We start from the raw sequence: 23,698 nt of genomic DNA, 5'->3' as shown, positions 1-23,698 counted from the left end.
TCCCACTGAAGGAGTGGGTTATGACGACGTTTGTGATCATTGTACTATGCTTGTACTTCGTCCCAGCCATCATCGCGCTGGTGCGAAACCATCACAACAAGATCCCGATCATTGCGCTGAACATCCTGTTGGGCTGGTCGGTGCTGGGATGGGTTGCAGCACTGATCTGGTCGCTGATGGCCGGGCATCCCAAGACAGTCGTCGTTCGGACGTCCGACCTTCCCTGATCGTTCGGGTGTTGGTGGTCCTTCGCGACAGAAGGCCACCAGCGCCCGGATCACGGGATGACCAGAGCGATTACCCCGTCGCGTCTGGCTCCCCGTGGCTGGACACTCTTACAAATCCCACGCGCAGGTCAGCGCGGAGCCGCCCCGGCGTCGTGCGATCCTCGCCGCGCCCGCAAACGGCTCCATCTCAATACGCCCATATCCAGGTGCGACGGGGACGCTAAGGCCGATCCTGCCAAGCGCAGCCTGCAAGGATCGCAGCGGGAGTCGGAACACGAGCGAGCGTGTGTGCATCCCCTCGCTCTCGGCATTGGCCACATCGACCAGCTCGGCGGCGATCAGGGGCAGGCCATTCCATTGCAGTGCAGCCGCAAAGTCCGCCCGCTTTCGCGTTTCGACGCTGTTGGCGGACAGGCGGCGACGGACGGTCGTGATCCTGCTGCGGGCGGGGCCCGTGGTTCTGAACAACGCGTCGAACGCTACCTGCTGCCGCGGCGTCAGCACGCAAAGGCTTCCGGTGCCGGTACCAAGCCCGCGATCGACGCTATGCTGCGGGACGGTCGCGGTCGCACTCGCGAGCAGCGCGATGAGGGGAATGATGCTCATGGTCTGTCACGCTCCAAGGGTGTGAAGGAACCGGCAACCAGCAGGTCGTGCAGTGTCATGAAATCCCATGATCGGACTCGCTGCAACCGGCGCGGATCGCGCCGGTACGGAATAGCCGGCGCGTTTCAAGGCGAGCCGGACCGGTTGAACAGTGTCTTGTGAGCAAGCGCGATCCAGCGCCGCGGCCACCAGTCGGGCGGTGACCGCGGCCTTGCTCAATGTGAATAACCGATGGACTTTACGAGCCAGGGCCCCTCGGTCGACCGAAGCAGTTCGAACGTCTGATGGGTTGCTCGCTGCGACTGGGGGGAAATAAAGTAGACTTTGAAGCTGAGCGCATTGGCTGCGGGCTTCGCATAATCCGTGATACGGATCACATCCAGGCAATACCGTCCATCATGATATTGATCGCCGTCGCGGGGAACGTAACCTTAGGCATTGTTCCAGTTTGTCGGACTGACGGATTCGCGGTTGAATGATTCATGCATTGTTGTTGACCGCGCAGGCCCCTGTCTGCGCCAAACGCTCGATCAGCGCATTGGCGTCCCGGACATCTTGCGCAATCTGGGTATTCGGTTGCTTGACGAGTAACGCAGCGCGAAGGCTGGCGGTCTGCTCCGCCGTGGGCTGAACCGTTGCGGAAGGGCGCAGAAGCGGCTGACCGGCTGCGCCGGCGGTCGTTGGCCCGGTTGCGCGCGAAACCTGCTTCAACAGCTTGCCGAAGATGGAATCCTGCGCTTGAGCAGGGAAAACAGCGACCACGCAGAGCGCCGCACCGGACATCAGAACTTTCTTCACGCAAGATCCCCCGTTCGCACGGTTGCCGAATTTGCCGTTGCCGCGAAGACCCACGTCTAGCGTACCGTGCTTCCGCACTCTGCTATTCAACCGTTCGCAACATATTGACAGGAAAGGTAAACTCTCCAGTTAATCGATCCGGGCAAACGTCAGAACCAAAGATCAGCGCAGCATTCGGTCGTTTTGCTGAAACAGATCTTCAGGAATGTCCGGGTCTGAGTGAAAAACGGCATGGCCGCTTTGGGTTGTCACCGGACGGCAGTTATTCGCCAAACCGCAGTCGTCACCAGCCCGAGCGCATAGGTCGATGCGGTAATGTTCTAGGCATCCCTGGATCTGCCTCAGGCATTTGAAGATCCGGCCTAATTGGCCGCCGTATCCGGCCCGAGCCACTGAGTGCGAAACGCCAGCTGTCGGGCGGTCGGTGTGACCCCTGCGGTTTCGGCGCGGACGACCTCGACGGTGGGGTCGGCGACGAAGGTCAGCGTTGCGTGGCGCTCGATGCCGCGCTGGCGGTAAGTGATGTCGGCGGTCTGGCCGGGTCTGGCGCGGGCCAATGCCGCCGCCGCCTCCGCATCGCTGGTGATCGGCGTCCCGCCCAGGCTGACGATCTGGTCGCCATTGTCGAGACCGGCGCGGTACAGCGGCGTGCCCGGCGCGGGTGCGCCATCGATGCGGACTTCGCTGCCGGTCGTCTTGAAGCGGACGTTGCCAAGCCACGCGGCGGTCGGGTTGGCGGGACGGAGTTTCAGCCCGGCCTGGTCGAGCAGCGGGGCATAGTCGGGAAGCCCGCTCGCATCGATCGAGGTCTTGAAGAAGGCCGCTGCGAAGGCCGGGTCCTTGGTCACCACGCCCAGCGCGTGCGACAGGTCGGCGCGTGTATAGGGGCGCTCGGTCTTGCCGAAGGTCTGCCACAGGTGTCGCATGAACGTGTCGAGCGTGATGTCCGGGTAGCGCTGGCGCAGCGTCAGGTCGAGCGCGAGCGCAAGGCCGGCGCCGTAAGTGTAGTAAGATACGAAGATATTGGGATTGGTCGCATCGATCGACTTCGCCGCATCGACGAACGGCGCCCGCAGGCTCATTTCCTGCGGGCCGCCATAGCTGCGGGCGGTGCCGTTGGTCAGTGCGTCGATGGTCGAGCCAACCCCGCGCAGATACGCGTCCACCGCGGATTCGCCTGCGCGGCGGATCATCAGCGGCCCGTAATATTGCGTGAACCCTTCCGCGAGCCACAGCGACGGGGTCGGGTTGGCGCGCGTGAAATCGAACGGTTCGAGCTCGGCGGGGCGGATCCGCTCGACGTTCCAGCTGTGGAAGAATTCATGGCTAAGCGTGCCGATCTGTGCGAAATTCGCCGCGGCGAAGGAGCGCGGCTGCGAGATGATCGTCGAGTTGCGATGCTCCATCCCGTCGCCGCTGATCTGCGGCATGTAATCGGCGATGAAGGTGTAGGTGCCGAAGTCATAAGCGGGATGTTCGCCCCACATTGCGATGTGTTGCGCAACGACCTTCTTGGCGCTGGCGGCGAAGCGATCGAGGTCTGCGGGCGTGCCGTCGTGATGGACCGCGAGGCGGATCGTGGCGCGCGTCGGCCCGTCGCCGACCTGCCATTCGCGCATATCGAAATCGGAGAGCTCGGTCGGGCTGTCCATGAAATATTGGAAGTCGGGTGCGGCGAAGACAGTGCGGTCGGCGGTCGGCTGAAGCTGGGTCGCGACCTTCCATTTGGCGTCGAACGGCACGAACCGGACGCGGATCGGGCGCTTTTCCTGCCCAACCGCCCACAGGAAGGTCGCTGGCATGTTGAGATGCGCGTGGGCCGCGTCGATCTGCGCGTAGGTGCCGTCGCCGTGATCGCCAAACAGCGTGTAGGTGACCGTCACCGTCCCGTCGTGCCCGGCAACCGTCCAGCCATAGGGGTCGGTCCGCGTCACCGCGAGCGCGCGACCACGGCCATCCTTGGCGGAGAGCGCATAGACGTTCTTGGCGAATTCGTGGATCGCGTAGCGGCCAGGCGACGAACGCGCCATCTGGACGCGCAACGGCGCCGGCCCGAGGTCACGCCAGGTCACGGTCACCTGCGCCTCGTGATGGACCGCATTGGGGAACCCGATTTCATACTGGATCGCCGCCGGAACCTTGCTCTGCGCGATCGCGGGGCTGGGTGCCTGCGTCAGCAGTGTGGCGGCGGCTAAAGTCGCGAACATCGTTTTCATGGCTGGTCCCCCCGGATTGTCGATCGTCACCTAGGATCGATCGGCCATCCTCTTGTCAATGCTGTCGCCGGGGGGCTTCCGGATGAGACGACGCGCGGCACTGTGTATCCCACGCCGCCATCGCGTGGCCGATCGCCGCCCGCAGCGTATCGGCCGGCACGCCGTCCCGCGCCTGGATCGAGATGCCCAGCACCAGCCCGTCGTAGAGCGCCGTCAGCCCCGCAATGTCTGTTGCAGGTTCGAGATCGCCGACGCGCATCCCGGCGGCGATGCATCGCTGCAATGCCTGCCGGGTGATCTCCCGCTCGGCACGGGTCAGGTCCCGGGTAGGCGCGCCAGCCTCGGACGAGACCATTGCCGACAGCGTCAACATGCAGCCCTTCGGATGGGCGGGGTCGGTCTGCACCGCAACCGACGCCAGCAAGGCCTGTTCGAGCCGTGACCGTGGCGATAGCGTCTCATCGTCGAGCGCGCCGACGATGCCGCCATGCTTGTCGAGATAACGCGCGAGCGTTTCGCGATAGAGTGCTTCCTTCGAGCCAAACGCCGCGTAGAAACTTGCCGACGAGATGTCCCCCATCGCGTGGCGCAAGACCGCCAGGGACGCACCTTCATAGCCATGCTCCCAGAACAGGTGCATCGCGCCGTCGAGCGCCGCATCCCGGTCGAAACCACGCGGTCGTCCGCTTCGTGCCATAAATCGTCGCTCCCGATTGTGGACTAATCAATCCATTACTCGTTGACAAGCCGCACCGCAGGGTCGAACGCACTGGACCAGTCGATCCAGAAGTGAGTGCAGCGTGATCCCAAGACCTAGCCAGACCGACGACGGCGCGAGCGAGACGCTGCCGATCTCCGCGTTGCTGGCGCTGGCAATGACCGGCTTTACCGCGATCCTCACCGAAACGCTCCCCGCCGGGCTGTTGCCGCACATGGCCGCCGGGCTCGACGTATCGGAGTCGCTCGCAGGACAGACGATCACGGTCTATGCGGTCGGATCGCTGCTCGCGGCGATCCCGTTGACGCTCTATACGCAAGGGTGGCGGCGCAAACCGACGTTGCTCGTCGCGATCGTCGGTTTCCTGATCTTCAACTGCGTGACCGCGGTGTCCACGTCCTATGCGCTGACGCTCGTCGCGCGGTTCATGGGCGGCGTCGCGGCGGGACTGGGGTGGGGCATCATCGCGGGCTATGCCAGGCGGATGGTCATCGCGCCGTTGCGCGGCAAGGCGCTCGCGATCGCGATGGTCGGTACGCCGCTCGCCTTGTCGATCGGCGTACCGCTGGGGGCTATGCTGGGCACGACGCTTGGCTGGCGCATGGCGTTCGGGCTGATGGCGATCACCACCCTCATCCTGATCGGCTGGGTGCTGTGGCGCGTGCCCGATTTTGCCGGTCAGCCTGCCGAACAACGGCTGTCGATCGCGCACGTGTTTCGCACGCCGGGCGTTCGTCCCGTGCTGGTCACGCTGTTCGCATGGATTACGGGCCATAACATCCTCTACACATATATTGCCCCGGTCGCCGCTTTGTCAGGCGTGCGCGAAAGGCTGGATCTGTTGCTGCTGGGGTTCGGACTTGCCGCGCTGGTCGGAATCTGGGTGACGGGCGTGCTGATCGATCGCGCGCTGCGGCTGCTCGTGCTCGTCAGCCTTACGACGTTTGCGGTCGTGTCGCTGGCCTTCGCGCTGTTCGCCACTACCCCTGCGATGACGATCGCGGCGACGCTCCTGTGGGGGCTGTCGTTCGGCGGCGCGGCGACGCAGTTGTCGACCGCGCTCGCCGATGCGGCCGGCGAGGGCGTCGACCTGGCGAATGCGATGCTCACGACGGTGTGGAACGGGGCGATCGCGACGGGCGGGATCGTCGGCGGGGTGATCCTCGACCATGCGGGCGCAGGGTCGCTGGCCTGGGCGGTATTGGGACCGACCTTGCTGGCCTTGGCACTCGCAGCCGGCGCGCGCCGCCATGCCTTTAAGCCCGGCCCCAGGGCTTTTTAATAATGCGCCCGTCGTGCGCGCTCAGCAGGAGACGATTTCGATGAAAGCCTTCCAGATCGGTGCCCAGAACGGCATCAGTGGCCTTGTTGCGACGACCCGACCCATGCCGGTTGCCGGCCCCGGCGAAGCACTGGTCGCCCCGCGTCTTATCGGCCTTATCAGCCGCGACGTTCAGCTCTTGCGTGGCACCTACGGTGCCCGACAGCCCGAGAGCCGCATCCCGATGTCGGAAGGCGTCGGCGAGGTCGTGGCGATCGGTGCGAGCGTAACCGAAGTTGCGGTCGGCGACCGTGTCGTCTGCGGTCATTTCGCGACCTGGCTGGACGGCCCGTTCGGGTCGGACGTCTTTGCGCACGATATCGGCATCACGCATGACGGCTGGCTCGCCGAGCGCGTGGTTCTCCCCGCCGCCGCGCTGATCCGGGTGCCCGACGCGCTGGCCGATGCGGATGTCGCAGGGCTTGCCTCGGCGGGCTTGACGGCCTGGAACGCGCTGGTCGAAATCTGTCGGGTCGAGGCTGGCGACACCGTCCTCTGCCTCGGCACCGGCAGCGTTGCGCTGGCGGCCTTGAAGATCGCCAAGGCCCGGGGCGCGCGCGTCGCGATCACGTCGTCGCAGGACGCGAAGCTCGAGACGGCACGTGCCCTTGGCGCGGACATCACGGTCAATTACCGGACGTCACCGGATTGGGCGGCCGAAGTGATCGCGCAGACCGGGGGCAAGGGGGCCGATATCGTGATCGAAACTGGCGGCGTCGACACGCTGGGGCACTCGATCGCAGCCGCGGCGATCAACGCGCGGATCATCATTGTCGGCGTTTCCCCGGGGGAGGGGCCGGCAATCCCCGACTATCTGTTGCTCATCACGAAGAACGTGACGATCCGCGGGATCGCCAATGGCAGCCGCGCCATGTTCGTCGATCTGCTTGACGCAATGGTGGCGAGCCGGACGACGACCGTCGTCGACCGAACGTTTGCCTTCGATGATGCACCCGACGCGGTCCGCTATTTCGCGGCGGCCAAGCATCTCGGCAAGGTGATGATCGCGTTCTGATGACCGAACGTCTGCATTTGGCGCGCGCTTGTCGTCGAGGTTTCCACCGTCTCCGTAACGGCCCGCTGTGAATCGGCGCCAAGCCCCGATCTGTTGGGAAAAAGCATGCGCATGCCGAAGCGGTCGGCACGGTCCGTGCGGTGCGGTCGATTTAGTAAGCCCGTCAGCGACGAAAGCGGAACGGCGCATCGCCACAGCGCACGATGCAGCGTTGCGGCAGGCCCTGTATCGCTTCGTCAGCCAGCGTCGAACCGGTCGTTCTGAACGGGGTGGCGGAGGTGCCCAACCCGGATCGTTGCCGACGGGAGTCGCAGGCGCATTGAAGCGGAACGGGGGCTGTTCGCTGCATGATGGTCGGCTCAAAATGCGCAAGCGGACTGTTTGACGGAAGGGGATGAAGCGGCCAGCGAACGTTCGTTCAAGGAACGTTGACGAATGATCTATCGGGTCACCAGACTATGGCCCGAAACGAACTATTAGGCGGCCTATGTAAAGATAGCGTATTTGCCTTATTCGCGAATACCTTTCGCATAGTCATAACGCCTGGCGCCTCGATACTTTGCCAAAAACCATATCGTCATGCTTCCGTTACGTCCGAGGCGGACCATTCGTGCTTTGATGGCGTTTTCTATGAGAGTCATACCTTCGTCGCCCGATGCAGATTTCGGGATTATTCGAAGGGGTGATGAAAATGGTTGCTGTATCGACACCGATCGAAAGCCAGATCGGCACCGACGAAATCCGGCAGATCCAGCTGCTGGCGGTTCTTCTCTCCGCACTCCCGGCGAAGGGCAAGCTGCGCGAACTGCTGGACGCTGCCCTTGTGGCTGAGTCGCACAGCGAGGCCACCGATGCCGTTGGTGCTGTCCGTGAGTTCAGCACGGAAGGCCTGAAGCGTTATCTCGAAGCGCGGTGGGTTACCAACGCAGCCAAGCTGCAGCCGGCGGAAGCCAAAATCCTCGAATGGCAGAAGGACGCCACCAACGTCGCCACGGCCGTTCGCGAGCTTGTGGCCGCTGAATACGCGCTCGGCTTCCGGCTCGACGTCGTCGCGCACTGATTGCCAGGCAAAGGTTTTCGGATCCGCCGTCATGCTGACGGCACACCCATTATTTCTGAAAGGAACGATCATGCTTCGTATGAACACCCGCCAGTTCGACGACTTTTCTGCCGACACGGCGATGTTTCTGACGGTCGTCGACCCCGAATTCCGCCAGGACATGGCCGATCGCTTCGGGACCGTCGGCGATATCGACGCGATCGAAAAGATCCTGCCGCCCGACACCACCTTCCGCGATCTGCTGCGTGAAGACTTGGAATCGATCGAAATCCTCGCCTGCGTCAGCACCTGCAGCAAGGGGCCGATCACGCTGATCTGCGACGGCACGACCAAATAGAGTTCGCATCACGGCAAAGGATGTGGACGCAGCCGTCACGGCTGCGTCCACATCCGAGCCGGAATTTTCAGGGGTGAGCAGCTATGACGCACCCGATATCGGAGGCGCAGCTGGTTGAGCTTGCGTTAGCCGCCAGCAACTTCGACGAACGCAGCCAGATCCTTGGTTTTGCCAAGCGCGATGCCGAAGATGCCGAAGATTGTGCCGTTCCCGTATCCGCGGTGGAACGCTGGCGCATCGACAAGATGACAGCCAAGCTGAGCGCCGCCTATTTCGCGGCCCTTCAGGATGACGGAACGCCTGTTGCGGCCTTGACCGACCGGGTCGGCCAAGTGCTGGAGCGCTTTCAGCGTGCCCGGCCCGCAATCGTCCGGTGCCCAAGGGCCAGGGCAGACCTGCTCGCGCTGCACGCCGAATGGGTGCCAACGTACCGGGAAGCGCTTGCGCTGGTAATTCCGCTGGATGCGGCTGCAGCCACCACGCTTGCCGAGGCCGGACAACCGCTGGCCAACTGTGTCGCCCAACCCTTCCTGGCGCTGATCGCGGCAAGGCTCGCGCCACTCGTGGACGCGCGCGACGGCCGGGTACGGGTGGATGCGCAGATCGTGCGCCAATGTGTCGAGCAACTGCTCCAACGGATGGACGTCGCGCTTACCTGGGCACTCGAAACCGACATCAAGGTATTTTGCAGCAAGACGGGCATAGCGACCGTGGACGCCGGCGTCGTGGAATGCGCGGCCTATCTGCATGCCCGCTTCGCCGATGCGGCCGCCTATCATCAATTCTTTCTGCGCTTCCCGGTACTCGCGCGGCATCTCGCGCAGCTATCAGCGGGTATCATCGCAGGTGCCATCGAGTTGATCGAGCGGCTGAAGGCCGATGCCACGGAAGTCGCCACCCGACTTCTGTCTACCGACGAGCCATTGTCCCTGACCGATTGCATCCTGGGAAAATCCGATCCGCACCTGCGCGGTCGCACGGTCGCGATCCTGACGTTCACGACTGCGCAGGGCTTGCGGCGACTGGTCTACAAGCCGCGCAGCGTCGAAGCGGAGAACCGCTTCCACCAGCTGCTCGATGCGATGGCGACTGACGGGGCAGGCAGTTTCGCGACCTACGCGGTGGTTGCGCGGCCGGGTTACGGCTGGGTGGAATACCTGCCTAGCGGGGATAATCACGTCGACACCCTCCAGGTGGTCGACCGCATCTACCGCCAGCTTGGCGCCTATCTCGCGATCTTCTACGTTCTCGGTGGCACCGACCTGCACTGCGAGAACATCCATGTCGCGGGCGGCAATGCCTTCATCATCGACCTCGAAACGATGCTCGGCGTTCCCGTTTTCGGCCGGGATGCGGGGGAGCGAACGCTAGCGGACTCGGTATTCCGCACCGGTCTGCTCGACTGGCCGCTGCGACCTGGCGAAGCCGGTACCGCGATGCGTGTCAGCGGCTATGGTGGTGGCGAGTCCTTCCACTTTCCGCACAAAGTTCCGTGTGTGAACGCGCGTCGCGGCTCACTACAGATCGGCGTCGGCGAGGTCGACCAGCCCTTCGTGACCGTAGAGGCGCACAACCGCGTCTTTCTGGGAAACGTGCTGGTCCAGCCGGGCGATCATGTCGCGGCGATCGTGCAAGGGTTCACGGCGGCCTATCGCTGGTTCGCGGAAGCGCCCGCGCGGGGGGGCGACGTGATCGATGCGCTGCTCGGCGATCTGGGTGTCCGGTTCATCAACCGCGCAACCCAGATATATGCCAGCGCGCTCCATTCGATCGACCATCCAAAATGTCTGATGGACCCGCTGGAAGTCGACCTCGTCTTCGCAACGTTCGAGGAACACCCCCGCCGCTGGGATGAATCCCGCCGGATCGGCCACGTCGAACGGGCCGCGCTGTGGCGCCGCGACGTACCGTATTTCCTGCTGCCTGCGCAGGGGAGGGATCTTGCCGCGCCGGATCTCGACACCTGTCCCGCCGGGGTCGCCTGCTTTTCGTGCAGTCCGCTAGAGTGGGCACGGCACCGGATCGCCAGCCTCGACGAGGATCATCTCGACCGGCAGATACGGTACATCCAGGCGAGCCTGGACGCCGCCTTCGAGGAGCGTTCGGCATTCGCCGAAAGCGCCATCGACTATGCGCAGCAGTTGGCCGATCGGATCTGCACAACGGCGGATGCGGCCAACGCTGATGCGCCCTGGCATGGTTTCGGTTTCAACGCGGCAGGCAAGTACCGGATGCCGATCGGCCCGGACCTGTATGACGGCAGCGCGGGTATCGCATTGTTCCTCGCCTATATCGATCGACTAAGGCCTGACGACCGGTTCCGTGAAACTGCCGAACTGGCGCTTGCCCATTGCCGTCGACAGCAGGATCGCACGAGGATCGGCGGTTTTTACGGGTTGGGCGGTACGCTCTATCTGCTCGTCCACCTCCACGCCTTGTGGAGGGACGACAGCCTGCTCGACGAAGCCGAAGCGATCGTTGGGAAGATTGAGCAGTTGATCGGCACCGACCGCACTTTCGACATTCTGTTCGGCGCTGCAGGGGCGCTTCCCGCGCTTCTCGCACTCGAGGCCGTTCGACCGGGTGCGCCGCTTGCCTGCGCAAGGGCCTGCGGCAATCACCTGCTGCGGCATGCCGTTGACCGGGACGGCGCGCTCAGCTGGCCGCCAAAGGAAGACGATGGCGCGCGAGACCATCTGACAGGCTTCGCCCATGGTGCGGCAGGCATTGGGTGGGCGTTGATCCAGCTGGGCGAAGCCACCGGCGATCCACGCTACGGGGAAGCGGGGCGTCAGGCGTTTCGCTATGAGATGCGCCATTTCGACGCGCAGCAGGGAGATTGGCCGGACCTGCGACAGACCGCCCTGTCGGTTGCAGGTGTGCCCCGCTATGCCAATGCCTGGTGCAATGGTGCGGCAGGCATAGGGCTCAGTCGTATCGATTGTTGGGATCGGTTGGGGCGGTGCGATTCCGCGATGCTGCAGGAAGCGCTCACTGCCCTCAGCGCCACGATCCGGAATTATCACCGCCTCGGCAACGATTCGCTCTGCCACGGCCGCGCCGGCAATGCCGAGTTGCTGCTGCGCACGGCACTGATGCGCGACGATCCTGCGCTCCAGATGGAAGTAAAGATCCAGGCCCGCTCGATGTGGCAGGAGTTTGAACACTCCAAGGCATGGCTGTCAGGAGCAAGCGGTATCGATGTGTCGCCCGGGCTGATGGTCGGGCTGTCGGGGATCGGGATGTACCTGCTGCGGCTCGGCCGTCCTTCTTCCATTCCGTCGCCGCTGCTGCTCGATCCGCCAATGATACAGGCCGCTGACGATCCTGTTCCCTGGGAGAAGGAAGAACTCTATGTCGCAGCGTGACTGCATGGCTTTCCTGCGCGCGGTGGAGGCATCACCTGTCCTGGCGTTGAAACTGGGGGCGATAACGGCACCCCAGGAAATCGTGCATCTGGCACGATCGCTAGGCCACGCGTTTTCCGCCAGCGAGTTTTTCGCCGCCTGCGCCGGAATGCAACATGCCCCCGCCGCATTGGGGGTCCCGATCGAACCGGGGCAGTCCGACGCTGCGGTCGATCCCGTCGAACTGCCGATGGGCGCGCTGCCGAATGGGGATGCCGTGCTCGCTGCGGTCTGCGCGCTGCAGGCGGCGATGCCGCTGCCCGAGGGCGGGGGGAGTGCACCCGAGCAATGGCCCGCGATCCGACATAAGCTGGCAGACCCGTTCTCGGACCCCGATGCAGCCGCCGGGCCGGTGCGCACTGCGTCCATCTTCGATCTGGATGCCGATCCAGGCCGACCCGGCTATGCCCGCTATTTCGAAGCGAAGCTGGAACTGCTGCAACTCTTGCGCAGTTGGCTGGGCGATACCGTTCGGTTTTCCGGCAGCTTCCTCTACCCGCCGGGCGGTTGGCAGGCGTGGCATACCAACGAGAACCAGCCTGGCTGGCGCCTGTACCTGATCGATCCCGGCAGCCGTATCGACAGCGGCGGGGACCAGTTCTTCCGCTATCGGCGGCCCGACACCGGCGAGATCGTCACGCTGCGGGAGGATCAGCCTATCGCCCGCTTCTTCCGCATCGAAGGCGCCGGTAGCGGGGTGTTCTGGCACTGTGTTGCTAACCTAGCGCGCGCGCATCGCTGGAGCTTCGGCTTCTCCATTCCGTCGGACTGGCAACGGCAGCTCGCCGCTCCGCGTGCAGGCGTACCAACGCCGAGGCCGTTTGTCGCAAGTTTAGGTAAGTTAACCACAGGGGAGACCATCAATGACGTTGCCTAACATCACACATGTGTTCGTCCTGATGCTGGAAAACCGGTCCTTTGACCATATGCTCGGGGCGTCGGGTCTCCCAGGAATTGCGGTTCCACCCGCAGGCACCTCTAACAGCTACAAGGGCGTCAACTACCCGTTTGGCAATCAAGCCCCCGCCGTGATGGCGGTCGATCCGGGGCATGAATTTCCGGATGTCGTTGTCCAGCTCGCAGGCAATGGCGCCTCGTATCCCTCAGGAGGTCCTTATCCGGCGATTAATATGAGCGGATTTGTGGCCGATTATGCCTCGTCGCCGAGTTCGGGGGAGGGTAATGCGCCCACGGCGGATCTAGGGCAGATCATGCAGGGATTCCCGGCCAGCGCCTTGCCTGTTCTCAATACCCTCGCGGCCGAATTTGCGGTGTGCGACCATTGGTTCTCGTCGATGCCCGGGCCGACCTGGCCCAACCGGTTCTTCGTCGCCGCGGCATCGTCGGGCGGACTGGATCACAGCCCCTCCGCTTCGGACATCATCACCTGGGAAACGGTCAGCGGCTTTTCCTTCCCAAACGGAACGATCTTCGACAAGCTCGGCAGTAATCGCTGGCGCCTGTACGCCGATGGCAGCCTGACGATCTTCGGCGGATTGAAGGGCATTTTCCCGTGGAGTATCGACTGGTACGCCGATTTTGCGAGCGACGTTGCGAGCAGCAGCTATCCCGGTGGCTTCACCTTCATCGAGCCGGACTATGGCAATATCGTCACTTTCCAGGGGGGCACGTCCCAGCATCCGCTGGATACCGTCTCGGGTGGGGAACTGCTGATCAAGCAGACCTATGAGGCGATCCGCAATTCACCGCACTGGAACACCAGCCTGCTGATTGTCACGTACGATGAGCATGGCGGGTTTTTCGATCACGTGGCCCCAGGGCCGGCGCCGGCACCAGACGACGGCTCGCCCAAGAAATACAATGAATATGGCTTTGATTTCAAACAATATGGTGTGCGGGTACCAGCGGTGATCGTGTCGCCGCTTATCCCCAAGGGCACCGTCAACAGCCAAGTGTACGACCATAGCTCCGTACTTGCCACGATTGAGCCGTTGTTCGGTATCAAGGCGCTTACCAAGCGCGACAAGACCGCAAACAACCTCCTGTCGCTGCTCTCGCTTTCCACGCCGCGTACCGACACGCCGACGGTCCTGCCCGACCCCGCACCGACGCCCAAATCCGGCCTTCGCTATGTCGCGCCGCCGCCGGCCAATTCGACAGTAGACGCGGGGAATCTGCCCGGGTTCCTGCATTCGGCTATGGTGCAGCATGCGGCGTTGCTTCCGGAAAGTCAGCGAAAGGAGCTGCTGGCGCGGGTGCAGGCGATCCGCACCAAGGGCGATGCCGCGCATTATTTCATGGAAGCAGAACCCAAGCTGAGGCTCGCCAGAAGCAAAGACTTCGTTCGGCCTTGACGGAAAGGAACCGCCGCCGTGTGACCCTGCGGCGGCGGTATATCTTCGTATGAATACAAGCTACCAGAGCTTTTTGCGATGAGGCGGTAAGAAGATGCCGTCATCATCGTCGTTACATCCGAACATCATTATCGCGTGCTGGGCGCGCTCAGGACTGCGCTCGACCGGTTGCCATTCACACAGGGTCAGCGACGCGAGCGCGGATATCACTTGATCGTCCACTCGATCACCGCCGATTGTTTCGCGTAAAGACGCAGATAACGCGCCTTGGCGACGTGACGCATGACGATCGGCGATCCCTGTTTTGGAGTGGATGCTACGATCCTCGTCCAACGGCGTCCGTCCGTTGACGTGGCAACGCTGATATCGACCGCCCGTCCGGGAGAGAACGGCCGCACGCTGCTGCCCTGGATCTGCCGGACCCTTCCGAGATCCGCCTGCAGCCACGGGGCGGCATCGTCCTCGCGTGCGACCCACGCGGTGGCGTAATTGTCGTCACCCGCCCGCTGAGGGCCGTGTTCTGCATCTTTGGCGCTCGACGCGCTTGCGCGCCACGGCAAGCCGGTTGCCCGATGCGCCGCCTGGCCCGGCAGATCGGCGCCGCCATGGGTCGGAGTCACGCGCGCGATCCGGTCGCCGTCGATCGTCAGGGCGTCGACCGCAACCTGTCGCAAGACGGTTTTGTCGGCGGGGGGAAAGGGCAGGCCATTCCGGTGGTAGAGAATGTACGGTCGATTTCCATAACGGAAGATGGCGTGGTGCCCGGGGCTGATGATCTGCCGGTCGGCGTGTGTTTCGAGGATCGGACTGTTGGGCGCTTCGGTGAACGGTCCCATCGGCGACTTTCCGACCGCGTATCGCACCTGATAGGTGTCGCGCGTCGTGTTGCCCCAACTGTAGGTCAGCAGATACGATCCACCCGATTTGACCATGAATGGCGCCTCGAAATAATGCGCTGGCGTGCAATCCTTCGGCGCACCGTCAAGCTTGGCCATCGTCTTGTCGAGGCGCGCGACGAAGCACCGCCCGTTGACCCAGTTGAGCCCCGATCCCCAGAACAGGTAAGCCTGGCCGTCGTCGTCGATGAACGCCTCGGCGTCGATCATGTGGTAGCCGGGGCGGAAGTCACCGGGGATCAGCGGCTTGCCGTCGTTCGCGTCCGCCCACGGACCCGCCGGGGAGGGGGCGCTGCCGACCCAGATCTCGCTGCCGACCGAGACGTACATGTACCATCGCCCATTCGCCGCCTTGACCACCGATGGCGCCCAGACCTTGGAATCCCCCGACGTCTTGCTGGTCGCGGCGGCCTTGGTCGGCCAGGCGGGTGTCGAGAATGTCCAATTGCGGAAGTCGTCCGATGTCCACAGCCCGAGGCGGTCGTCGCCCCACGGATCGATCGTCGCGAAGATGTACCAGCGGCCCTTGTCCCGGACGATCGACGGATCGGCGAAATAGCCGGGCAGCAACGGATTGCGCGCACCCGGCGCATCCCAGCGGGACGGTGCCGGGGGTTTGGCCGCCGAGGCCGATACCATGGCGGTGATCGAAAGCGCAGCGATCAACGATGCAGCGGTTGCTCTACGCATCGGTCCGGTCCCTTCCGGTCAACGACGTGCAGGTCGACGGCAGCGCCACCCCGATCGCTCTCTTGCAACTTGCGAACATGGCGCATCTCCTTGTTATCATTATGCCTTCAGGACGAGGCCCTTGCGATCCATCCACCAGCCGACCGCCCAACACACCATGGTGTAAGCGAACGCGCAGAGCAGTGACCCCAACGCACCCGGCGCGACCCGCTGGAAGATTTCGATCCCGACCCATCCGTACAGGCCGTGGTCTCCACCCGCGGGTATCAGATTGATCGCGGTTATGAACAGTTCGGAAAAGAGATAGATCGCCAGCGGATTGCGCCCCAGGATGAGGAAGAAGCGCGTACCCCGACGAATGCCGGCAATCTCCACCAGTGCGATAACGCCGGCGAGCGCGATGCAATCGATCCCCGTCGTCAGCAAGACATAGGAGCCGGTCCACAGCTTCTTCGCGATCGGGAACCACGGCGACCACGCGAGACCGGCGACGATCAGCGCGGCGCCGATGACCGCCATCAGCCACACCGTCCGAGACAGATCGATACCCCGCTGCACGGCGCGCCCGGCCAGATAGCCGGCCAGCACGTTGACGATCGCCGGAAGCGTGCCGAGCAACCCCTCCGGATCGAAGCCACCATCCTTCTTGTAGAGATGTCCGGGACCCAGCAGCCACAGATCGAGTTGCGTGCCGATCGTACCGAACTTGTCATAGGCCATGCCCGGTGCGGACAGGACCAGCAACATCGCCCAATAGCCCAGCAGCAGCGCAGCGCACGCCATCAGAATCTGCCGTACGCTCAGCCAGCGCACGAGAAGGCCCGCCGCGACATAGCATAAGGCGATCCGTTGCAGCACGCCCGGCACGCGCGTCAGCGCGAACGGGATCGGTGCCCATCCGTCATCGCCTTCCGCTACGAAGGGAAACCAGTACATCAGGAAGCCGAGTACGAAGATAATGCTGCCCCGACGCAGCAAGCGCGCGAGATAGGGGCGCGCGGGCAGCGGGTTGCGCATCGCGAAGCTCATCGCGTTGCCCATGGCGAACAGGAAGCTAGGGAAGATCGCGTCGGCGAGCGTGAAGCCGATCCACTTGGCGTGTACCAGCTGCGGATAAGCAGGTGCGCCCGGCCCGGCGGTATTCACCAGGATCATCAGGAAGACGGTGATCCCGCGGAACACATCCAGCGCGGTAAAGCGGCGGGGGCGGGGGGTGTCGATCGTGGTGGTCATGTCCGGTCTGCTTCCGCCAGCAGCGCGCGGACTGCGACGAGCGGTGCGGCCGGCCGCTGACGCGGCCAGGTGCGGCCATCCTTGAGCCACGACTGCTCCCACGCCCTGATCGCTGCCAGCGTCGCCGCTTGGTCAAGCGGGGTATGGGCTTGCGCTGCCTTGCGCTGCGCCGCGAGAAAGATCTGCCAGCGCGGCAGGTAATAGCCGGCATACAGGCCTTGCCACGCGCGCGAACCATAATCGGACAAATTGCCCTCGCCGCCCCAGACCGTTACGATCGCCTTGGCCTGCTGCTCGAAATCGTCCTTTTCGGAAGGCGTGTCGCCATAGGCGCGGGCATCGGCAATCCAGCTGCCGAGCGTTTCCTGCTGGTTGCCGATCAGCGCATCGATGCCGCGAGCAAGCCGGGCGGCGGCGGCGGCGTCCGCGTCGCCTTTGGCCACGTCGCCGGCGGCATAGGCCGCAACCGCTGCGCGCAGCCGCACGTCGAGCCGGAGGCTGGCATAATGGCGCGAGAAATCGATCACGTCATACACCAGCAGCGGCGCAGGCTGGCGGGGGGCGTTGGCGAGCAGGCCGGCGATCCCCGCGCGCAAGGCCGTCGCATCGCCCGGCGCGGCCGGATAGTCGGCACCCGACGGCGTGGGGCGCTTGAAGAAGAGATACGCGCCCGCCTTCGTCTCCCACCAGCGCGGCGTCCAATAGCGGGTGGTGTATGCGCCCGCGATCACCTTCTCCCATGCTGTTACGATCCCGGTGGGCGCCGCACCGTATCGCGCCCGGGCATATTCGGCGATCCAGTCGGCAACCGGACGGCGCGGTTGCTCCCCCCATGCAAGATCATAGGCGTAGGTATAGGCTACGGAGTTGCTGTGCAGCCCCTCGGGGAACAGTCCGAACCCCGTCAGATTGCCGCGTCCCGGGCTTTGTGCCAACGCCGAGAGATCGTCCCGGTAGAAGCCGAGATCGCCATAGACGGGATTGCTGCCACCGTAATTGTGGACGTAACCGTACACCCAATTCTTGCCGTTGAACGCTTCGGTCGACTTCCAGATACCGGGATAGCGATCGTTGCCGATGTCGAGCACGAGCATGCGTTCGTTCGGGACACGGCTGAGGAACGCGCGGATCGCCTCGGGCGTCCAGAAGGTCTTGTCCGCGCCGAAAAGCCAGCCTTGCATCACCCAGGTCGCGTTCGGGGCGGCGGCGGTCACCGACTGGAACAGCTTTTCGCCATAGGCCGCAAGCCGCGCGTCGCGCACTGCGGCGGGCAGGGCGGCGGCCCGTGTGGCGGCGGAATTGGCGATGCTGTCGCCATATTGCGCAGACCGGGCGTCGCTGCCGTCCTCGGCGATCGGCGGGACCATCTCGTTGAAGGCATCGGCGAGGTAATAGTCGCCGGGCCCGTACGTCTGCGTGTAGAGTTGCGTGAAGCGCTTCGCGAGCGTCGCGAACAGCGGATCGGACGGGTCGAGCCAATAGGTCGGGGCGAACCCTTCCCACGCCCGCATCCGGTAGATGCGCGCCTGCGGATGACGGTCGGCGAATGCCTTCGGGACATAGCCGGAGAAGGCCGGAAGGATCGGCTTCATCCCCAAGGCGTGCATCCGCCCCAGGATCTGCCGCTGCAACTGATGCTTCTTTTCGATCCAGCCGGCGGACAAAGGTGCGCGATAGCCCGCGATGTTGCCCATCCGCTGCCACGGCAAGAACGGTGCGGCGGACAATCCGGCGGCAATGGTCGCGTCGTCGAGGCCCTGATCGCGCCACAGCGCGCGCCAGACATAGTCCTGCCCCTCCATCGCGAGCGGCGTGTCGATTCCGCGCGCCGCCATCCAGTCGATCTCGCTGCTCCAGCGATCCCAATTCCACCACGGCGTGGTGTAACCGAAGGTGCACGTGTTGAGATACGTCCGCAGCGTGAAGGCGGATTCCACCGGACCGGTGTCGTCGTTCGGCAAGGTGCCGATCGGCGCGACCCGGCGCCCCTCCCAACTAAGCGACAAGCGGCCTTGCCGCTGCAGATATTGCGTTGCGCCGTGTACCAGCGCGACGGACGAGGATCCCTCCACCAGCATGTGCCCCCCGCGCGCGACGCGCACGCGATAATAGGGTTTGGTCGCGGGTTTGACCGCCAGCGTCACCCGAGCGGCGGGGATGCCGAGCCGCCCGAGCGCATCACGTGCCGCGATCGTATCACGGGTCTGCGCCGGGGCGGCATCGACCATCACCAGCAGGACAAGGCTCGTCAGAAGCGGGAGATACAAAGATCTCTTCATCGAGGTGTAATCACTGCTCTTGAGGACCGTTGGGCCTGAATCGGGGGGTGGCGGACAAACAGTACGTCCGCCCCGTGCAGCTGGCCAGTTGTGAGATGGCTGCCGTGGTTTTCCAAACCTCAGAGTGACTGACCTTCTGCCGATGGCCAACGCGCGCTCGGCGGGCAATCGATTGCCGGTGCTGTGGCCGTCGGACGCCACCTGATCGCGAGCTACGCGCCGCCGGAGTCGACGACTACGACCGAGGATCATTGTGCTGTTCGTCCGGTACCAATCGCTTCATTCCCACACCGTAAATGATCGCGCAAGGCTGGTCCTTTGGCGCAGTTTCTTCAAACTCGGTAACAGCTACTGTCTGCCGACAAAATGGCCAAATCACCAATTTGACTGACCAATCCATGGTGCATGGTTGACATGTTGGTCAGATATGTGAAATCCCCTTATTTAAGAAAAAAGCCGGATCGGTCCGTCTCGGGAGGGATATTTCTCCCCGTGATCGGTCTGGCCGCAACAAGGGGGGATTATCATGATGGGCGTATCCAACGTGTCGAGCCGTATGCGTATTACGGCGTTGCTGGGGGCGACAATGCTGGCCGGTGTTCCGGCCTTTGCCCAGACCGCGCCCACGCCGGCACCGTCGCAGCTGGACACGCCGACCCCAACCGTCGCAACCCCCGCCAATCCCGACCAGTCGACCGCGGCTGAGCCCGGCGTGCCGCAGGATACTGCGTCCGCTACCGATGGCGACATCGTTGTAACCGGCTTCCGGCAAAGCTACGCCAACGCGATCGCGTCGAAGCGATCGCAGGTCGGGATTACCGACGGCATCTCCTCCGATGGACTGGGCCGCTTCCCCGACCTGAACGTGGGCGAGGCGCTGCAGCGTGTTCCCGGCGTCCAGATCAATCGCGAGGCGGAAGGGCGGAACGCGACGATTAACCTGCGCGGCTTGCCGGGCGAATATGCGCGGCTGACCGTCAACGGCGTTGCCTTCGCAGAACCGATCCTGAGCGATGCCGCCCCGCTCGGCGCGTTCAACTCGGATATCTTCAGCGGCATCGTCATCGACAAGAGCCCACTCGCCAATGCCCAGTCGGGCGGCCTGAGCGGCAACGTCGATCTTCAGATCGCACCCGCGCTGGGCCGCAAGGACGGCGGATCGCTCAAGTTCGCCTATGAGTATAACGAGCTGGGCAACAAGAAGTCGCCCGCCGCCACGGCAAGCTACAACCATCACTTTAGCGACGACTTCGCCGTGTTCGGCGTGTTCGCGTACAAGCGAGAAAACTTCCGCCGTGATTCGCTGCTGTTCAACAGTTATCTGACCGCGACGCCCGCACAGGCGCAGGCCAATGCCGCGACCCTTAGTGCCTACTACCCGACTTCTGCGGCCTGTCCGTCGTGCACGGGGGCGACCTCCACCGCTGGCGTGCTCTACAATTCGCAGCTTCGCCAGTATAGCCGCCTGAACGAAGGTAACCTGTACAGCGGCGCTGCCGGCGCGGAGTATCGCCTGTCGGACAAGGCGAAGATCGGTGTCACCGGCTTCTACACTGATCGCAACTTGCCCAAGACGCGGCAATATCTGCTCATCATGTCGCAGACCGCCGCCAGCGCGATCAAGGCGCTCAGCGCGCCGGTGTTGCAAGGGGACGGTCGCTACGTCCTGAACGACTATGATTATTCCAATGCCGACGTGGTGTCGTCCTCGCGCGACAATGCGCAGCATCAGAAGGCGTGGGGCGTCAACGCGAACGGCGAATGGAAAAACGACGACTGGCGGCTGAACGCGGTTGGCACGTTCTCCAAGGCGTCCAACAACTCGGTCGAAATCGGCCTGGATGCGGAAACGCTGCAGACCGCTGCGGGCAACGGTGTCAACGGCACGCTGCATACCGGCGCGGGCAATCTGGACGATTTCTCCTTCGCGCTTGCTCCCACCCCGGCGGTCAGCTTCTCCGGCATACCGAACGGCACTTGGGGCGGCGCGTCTCAAGGCCTGCCACAAGCCTATCTGGACGGGGCGACGCTGGCGACCAGCACCAACCGGTTCAACTTCCAGGGGTCGCAATCCTACGCCTTCAACGACCTCTTCGCCGGCCAGTTCGACGTCGAGCGCAAGTTGGAGGGCTTGATTACCGGTCTCCAGGTCGGTGCCCGCTTCGAGCATAACAAGTTCACGTCGCGCGGTTATCGCATCATGGCCTTTGGCCTGCCGGTGCAGAACATCACGAGCGCGATGCTGACCCAGAATCCGGTCGCGGGCGATTTCTTCAGTGGCAACGGCGGCAGCCCGACGCAGAACTGGCAGTCCATCGACCTCGATGCGATCCTGCCCGCCTTGCGGCCGGTGCAGACCTATCCGGGGGGAGGATTGTCGCCGACGGGCTACAACATCTTCTATTCCGACAACAGTTATCAGCTGTACAACTTCACCAACCAGAACAACCTGGCGATTGGCTACGGACAGGTGAAGTATGAGTTCCAACTGGGCGGCGTCACCATCCGGGGCAACGGTGGCCTGCGCTTCGAGCATACTGACAACAAGATCGAGACGCTGAACCGCGTGACACTGACCGGCGTGATCGGCACGCCAAGCGATTTCCGGACGCTCATCAACGAGAACAAGTACGACAAATGGCTGCCGTCGTTCATCGCGGTCGCCGACATCACCGACAAGCTGATCGTTCGCGGTGCATTCTACCGGACGTATGTCCGGCCGCAGCCGCGCCAATTCTATCCGACCACGGTGGTCAGCGCGCCGAACAACGGCGTCTATACGCTGACGTTGGGCAATTCCAGTTTGAAGCCGTATGATTCGACGTCGTTCGATATCTCCGCCGAATGGTACAACCGTCCGAACAGCCTGGTATCGATTGCGGCGTTTCAGAAGCGGATCACGGGTCTGATCGCGACAATCACCGATCCGCGACAGCTTTGCCCGTCGGACGGCTCGCCATACGGCCTGGGTACGTTGACGATCAACGGGGATCGTTGCGAAAGCAGCCTGACCTTTACCGCCGGCGGCGTCACTCAGCCTTACCTCGTTGCGGCATCCGGCTTCGTCAATCGCGACAATCCGATCACCGTTCGCGGCGTCGAGGCGAACGTGCAGCAATCGTTCGACTTCCTGCCGGGCATCCTGCGCAATCTGGGCGGCGGCGCGAACTATGCCTACACCACGATCAGCGGCACCACGAATTCGGGCGCTGACGCGACGCTGCCCGGCGTATCCAAGCACAACGTCAACGTCATCGGCTATTACGAGACGCCCCGCTTCGGTATCCGCACCGTCTACAACTGGCGCAGCAGCTACGATCTGGCGTCGGCGGGTACCTTTACCGGTGCCGCACGCAAGGTGCGCTCACGCGGTCAGGTCGACATGTCGGCGTCGTACAACCTGACGGACCGGTTTTCGCTGTCGGTGGACGCATTCAACCTGACCAACGCCAACCGCTACGAATATGAGAACCAACAGAGCTTACCGCGCCGGTTCGACTATGACGGGCGGACCTACACCGCAACGGTGCGCGCCACCTTCTGATCGCGAGGAGGACCGGGCGCTTCCGACTTTCGCGCTAGCCTCTACCCTGTTGCCGGTCGGTCCGAGAGGTCCGGCCGGCCTTTTTGTGTAACGCATGCGTTACCGCTGGCTATGATGCCAAAGGGCGGTGTCGCACGATGTGATCCACCAGCCCGGCGCAATGCTTTCCGCAATTGTCGACAAGCGCATCGCTTCTACGCTCGCATCGGCAGACCGAACTCGGCGAAATTGTTATCGTCCCAGTGAATCGTTGATCCACCCGGCCGTCCGCAGGTGCGTGACAGCGGATCGGGCAACGGGTGCGACGACGCCATTGGTCAACCGCAACCGCAAGGATCGAGCATTCCCTTCGACGGCCGTGACGGCATGGGTCGCCACCCACCAGGAGCGGTGTGTGCGCAGCCCCTCTGCCTTTACCGCTTCGATCGCGCGGTTGAGCGGCATGAGGATCAACTCGGAGCCGCCGGGGCGATGCACGCGAACGTAGTGGTCCTCCATTTGCAATGCCAGAACCTCTCCCGCCAATGGGGTTGCCACTGGATCCAGCAAGAGCGGCAACCCAGCAGCAGTATGCGACATCGCAGCAGGACGATGCAGGACAAAGCCGACAGCCGCCATCACGATCACGCCGATTGTTGCCGTCTGCGCGAACCACAACGGGAACGACAGGTTGAGCCCCGCCAGCTCGGGCCACAGCCAGAACGCTGCCATGCGCGTTGCCACCGCTTCGGGAATGCTGGCGAGCAACGCCGCCCCGACCAGCGCAAGCCACCATCTTCGCGAACCGACCACGGTCGAAACCCCGACGATCCCATATGCCGCACCGTAGAGGGCGAGCCCGAGCAACATCGCACCGACCCAATAGGCGAGCAGCCCAACGGGGCCCCCGTTCATGTAGCTGCCGAACGGTCCGAGGATCGCCAGGAGGGCACCGGCGACAATCGCCAGACTGACCCAACGCACCACGGGGATCGCCACGCGGTTGCGGGCAGAAACGAGGTTGGGCGGATGGGGCATGCCATCTTCTACCGCGATT

At 63.6% G+C, this 23,698-nt stretch carries 17 protein-coding genes; 9 read left to right on the top strand and 8 right to left on the bottom strand.

What is annotated here, in order from left to right:
- The first annotated feature begins 20 nt into the window (after positions 1 to 20).
- On the top strand, positions 21 to 227 hold the full coding sequence (locus ABIC17_RS13235) for a superinfection immunity protein (RefSeq protein ID WP_354282428.1): 207 nt from the start codon (positions 21 to 23) through the stop codon (positions 225 to 227).
- A 108-nt stretch (positions 228 to 335) separates the two neighbouring features.
- Here the strand turns inward: ABIC17_RS13235 and ABIC17_RS13230 are convergent, their stop codons facing one another.
- The 4 genes from ABIC17_RS13230 to ABIC17_RS13215 all read right to left on the bottom strand — a co-directional run bounded on the left by ABIC17_RS13230 (position 336) and on the right by ABIC17_RS13215 (position 4,544).
- Positions 336 to 833 (bottom strand): hypothetical protein, encoded by a 498-nt coding sequence (locus ABIC17_RS13230; protein WP_354282427.1) that lies wholly within the window; start codon positions 831 to 833, stop codon positions 336 to 338.
- A 480-nt stretch (positions 834 to 1,313) separates the two neighbouring features.
- Entirely contained in the window at positions 1,314 to 1,631 is a 318-nt protein-coding gene (locus ABIC17_RS13225) for a hypothetical protein (protein WP_354282425.1), read from the bottom strand.
- Positions 1,632 to 1,993: 362 nt separating this feature from the next.
- Positions 1,994 to 3,847, bottom strand: coding sequence for a M61 family metallopeptidase (locus ABIC17_RS13220; RefSeq protein WP_354282423.1), 1,854 nt, complete (start codon positions 3,845 to 3,847; stop codon positions 1,994 to 1,996).
- A gap of 55 nt (positions 3,848 to 3,902) precedes the next feature.
- Positions 3,903 to 4,544 carry a TetR/AcrR family transcriptional regulator gene (locus ABIC17_RS13215; RefSeq protein ID WP_354282421.1) on the bottom strand — a complete coding sequence of 214 codons (642 nt, stop codon included), beginning with the start codon at positions 4,542 to 4,544 and terminating at the stop codon, positions 3,903 to 3,905.
- Positions 4,545 to 4,647: 103 nt separating this feature from the next.
- Here ABIC17_RS13215 and ABIC17_RS13210 point away from each other — a divergent pair, with 103 nt between their 5' ends.
- The 7 genes from ABIC17_RS13210 (at position 4,648) to ABIC17_RS13180 (ending at position 14,020) form a co-directional block, all read left to right on the top strand.
- Positions 4,648 to 5,847 carry an MFS transporter gene (locus ABIC17_RS13210; RefSeq protein WP_354282419.1) on the top strand — a complete coding sequence of 400 codons (1,200 nt, stop codon included), beginning with the start codon at positions 4,648 to 4,650 and terminating at the stop codon, positions 5,845 to 5,847.
- 40 nt (positions 5,848 to 5,887) lie between these two features.
- Positions 5,888 to 6,901 carry a zinc-dependent alcohol dehydrogenase family protein gene (locus ABIC17_RS13205; protein WP_354282417.1) on the top strand — a complete coding sequence of 338 codons (1,014 nt, stop codon included), beginning with the start codon at positions 5,888 to 5,890 and terminating at the stop codon, positions 6,899 to 6,901.
- Between the two features lie 655 nt (positions 6,902 to 7,556).
- Entirely contained in the window at positions 7,557 to 7,961 is a 405-nt protein-coding gene (locus ABIC17_RS13200; RefSeq protein ID WP_354282416.1) for a DurN family substrate-assisted peptide maturase, read from the top strand.
- 70 nt (positions 7,962 to 8,031) lie between these two features.
- Positions 8,032 to 8,298 carry a cinnamycin family lantibiotic gene (locus tag ABIC17_RS13195; protein WP_354282414.1) on the top strand — a complete coding sequence of 89 codons (267 nt, stop codon included), beginning with the start codon at positions 8,032 to 8,034 and terminating at the stop codon, positions 8,296 to 8,298.
- A gap of 83 nt (positions 8,299 to 8,381) precedes the next feature.
- Positions 8,382 to 11,666: a type 2 lanthipeptide synthetase LanM family protein gene (locus tag ABIC17_RS13190; RefSeq protein ID WP_354282412.1), complete on the top strand. Its 3,285-nt coding sequence runs from the start codon at positions 8,382 to 8,384 to the stop codon at positions 11,664 to 11,666.
- Complete coding sequence (locus ABIC17_RS13185) at positions 11,653 to 12,582, top strand: Nif11-like leader peptide family natural product precursor (protein WP_354282410.1); 930 nt, start codon at positions 11,653 to 11,655, stop codon at positions 12,580 to 12,582. Before ABIC17_RS13190 ends, ABIC17_RS13185 begins: the two co-directional genes overlap by 14 nt.
- The gene (locus tag ABIC17_RS13180) at positions 12,569 to 14,020 is read left to right on the top strand and encodes an alkaline phosphatase family protein (protein WP_354282408.1); all 1,452 of its coding nucleotides are present in this window, start codon (positions 12,569 to 12,571) and stop codon (positions 14,018 to 14,020) included. The genes ABIC17_RS13185 and ABIC17_RS13180 overlap by 14 nt, the downstream gene beginning before the upstream one ends.
- A 206-nt stretch (positions 14,021 to 14,226) precedes the next feature.
- On the opposite strand, the gene ABIC17_RS13175 is transcribed toward ABIC17_RS13180, so the two are convergent.
- From ABIC17_RS13175 to ABIC17_RS13165, 3 genes are all read right to left on the bottom strand, one after another.
- A complete protein-coding gene (locus ABIC17_RS13175) occupies positions 14,227 to 15,606 on the bottom strand; it encodes a family 43 glycosylhydrolase (RefSeq protein WP_354282406.1) in 1,380 nt (459 codons plus the stop codon).
- 99 nt (positions 15,607 to 15,705) lie between these two features.
- Positions 15,706 to 16,839, bottom strand: a complete 1,134-nt coding sequence (locus ABIC17_RS13170; protein WP_354282404.1) for an acyltransferase family protein — start codon at positions 16,837 to 16,839, stop codon at positions 15,706 to 15,708.
- Complete coding sequence (locus ABIC17_RS13165) at positions 16,836 to 19,118, bottom strand: alpha-N-acetylglucosaminidase (protein WP_354282402.1); 2,283 nt, start codon at positions 19,116 to 19,118, stop codon at positions 16,836 to 16,838. The genes ABIC17_RS13170 and ABIC17_RS13165 overlap by 4 nt, the downstream gene beginning before the upstream one ends.
- Positions 19,119 to 19,644: 526 nt before the next feature.
- Between ABIC17_RS13165 and ABIC17_RS13160 the strand changes: the two genes are divergently transcribed.
- Positions 19,645 to 22,662: a TonB-dependent receptor gene (locus tag ABIC17_RS13160; protein ID WP_354282400.1), complete on the top strand. Its 3,018-nt coding sequence runs from the start codon at positions 19,645 to 19,647 to the stop codon at positions 22,660 to 22,662.
- A gap of 231 nt (positions 22,663 to 22,893) precedes the next feature.
- Here the strand turns inward: ABIC17_RS13160 and ABIC17_RS13155 are convergent, their stop codons facing one another.
- Complete coding sequence (locus ABIC17_RS13155) at positions 22,894 to 23,679, bottom strand: LytTR family DNA-binding domain-containing protein (RefSeq protein WP_354282398.1); 786 nt, start codon at positions 23,677 to 23,679, stop codon at positions 22,894 to 22,896.
- Positions 23,680 to 23,698 lie beyond the last annotated feature (19 nt).

The sequence above is a fragment of the Sphingomonas sp. PvP056 genome (genome assembly GCF_040549155.1).
Classification (GTDB): Bacteria; Pseudomonadota; Alphaproteobacteria; order Sphingomonadales; family Sphingomonadaceae; genus Sphingomonas.
This window is presented reverse-complemented; position numbering and strand designations above follow the sequence as displayed.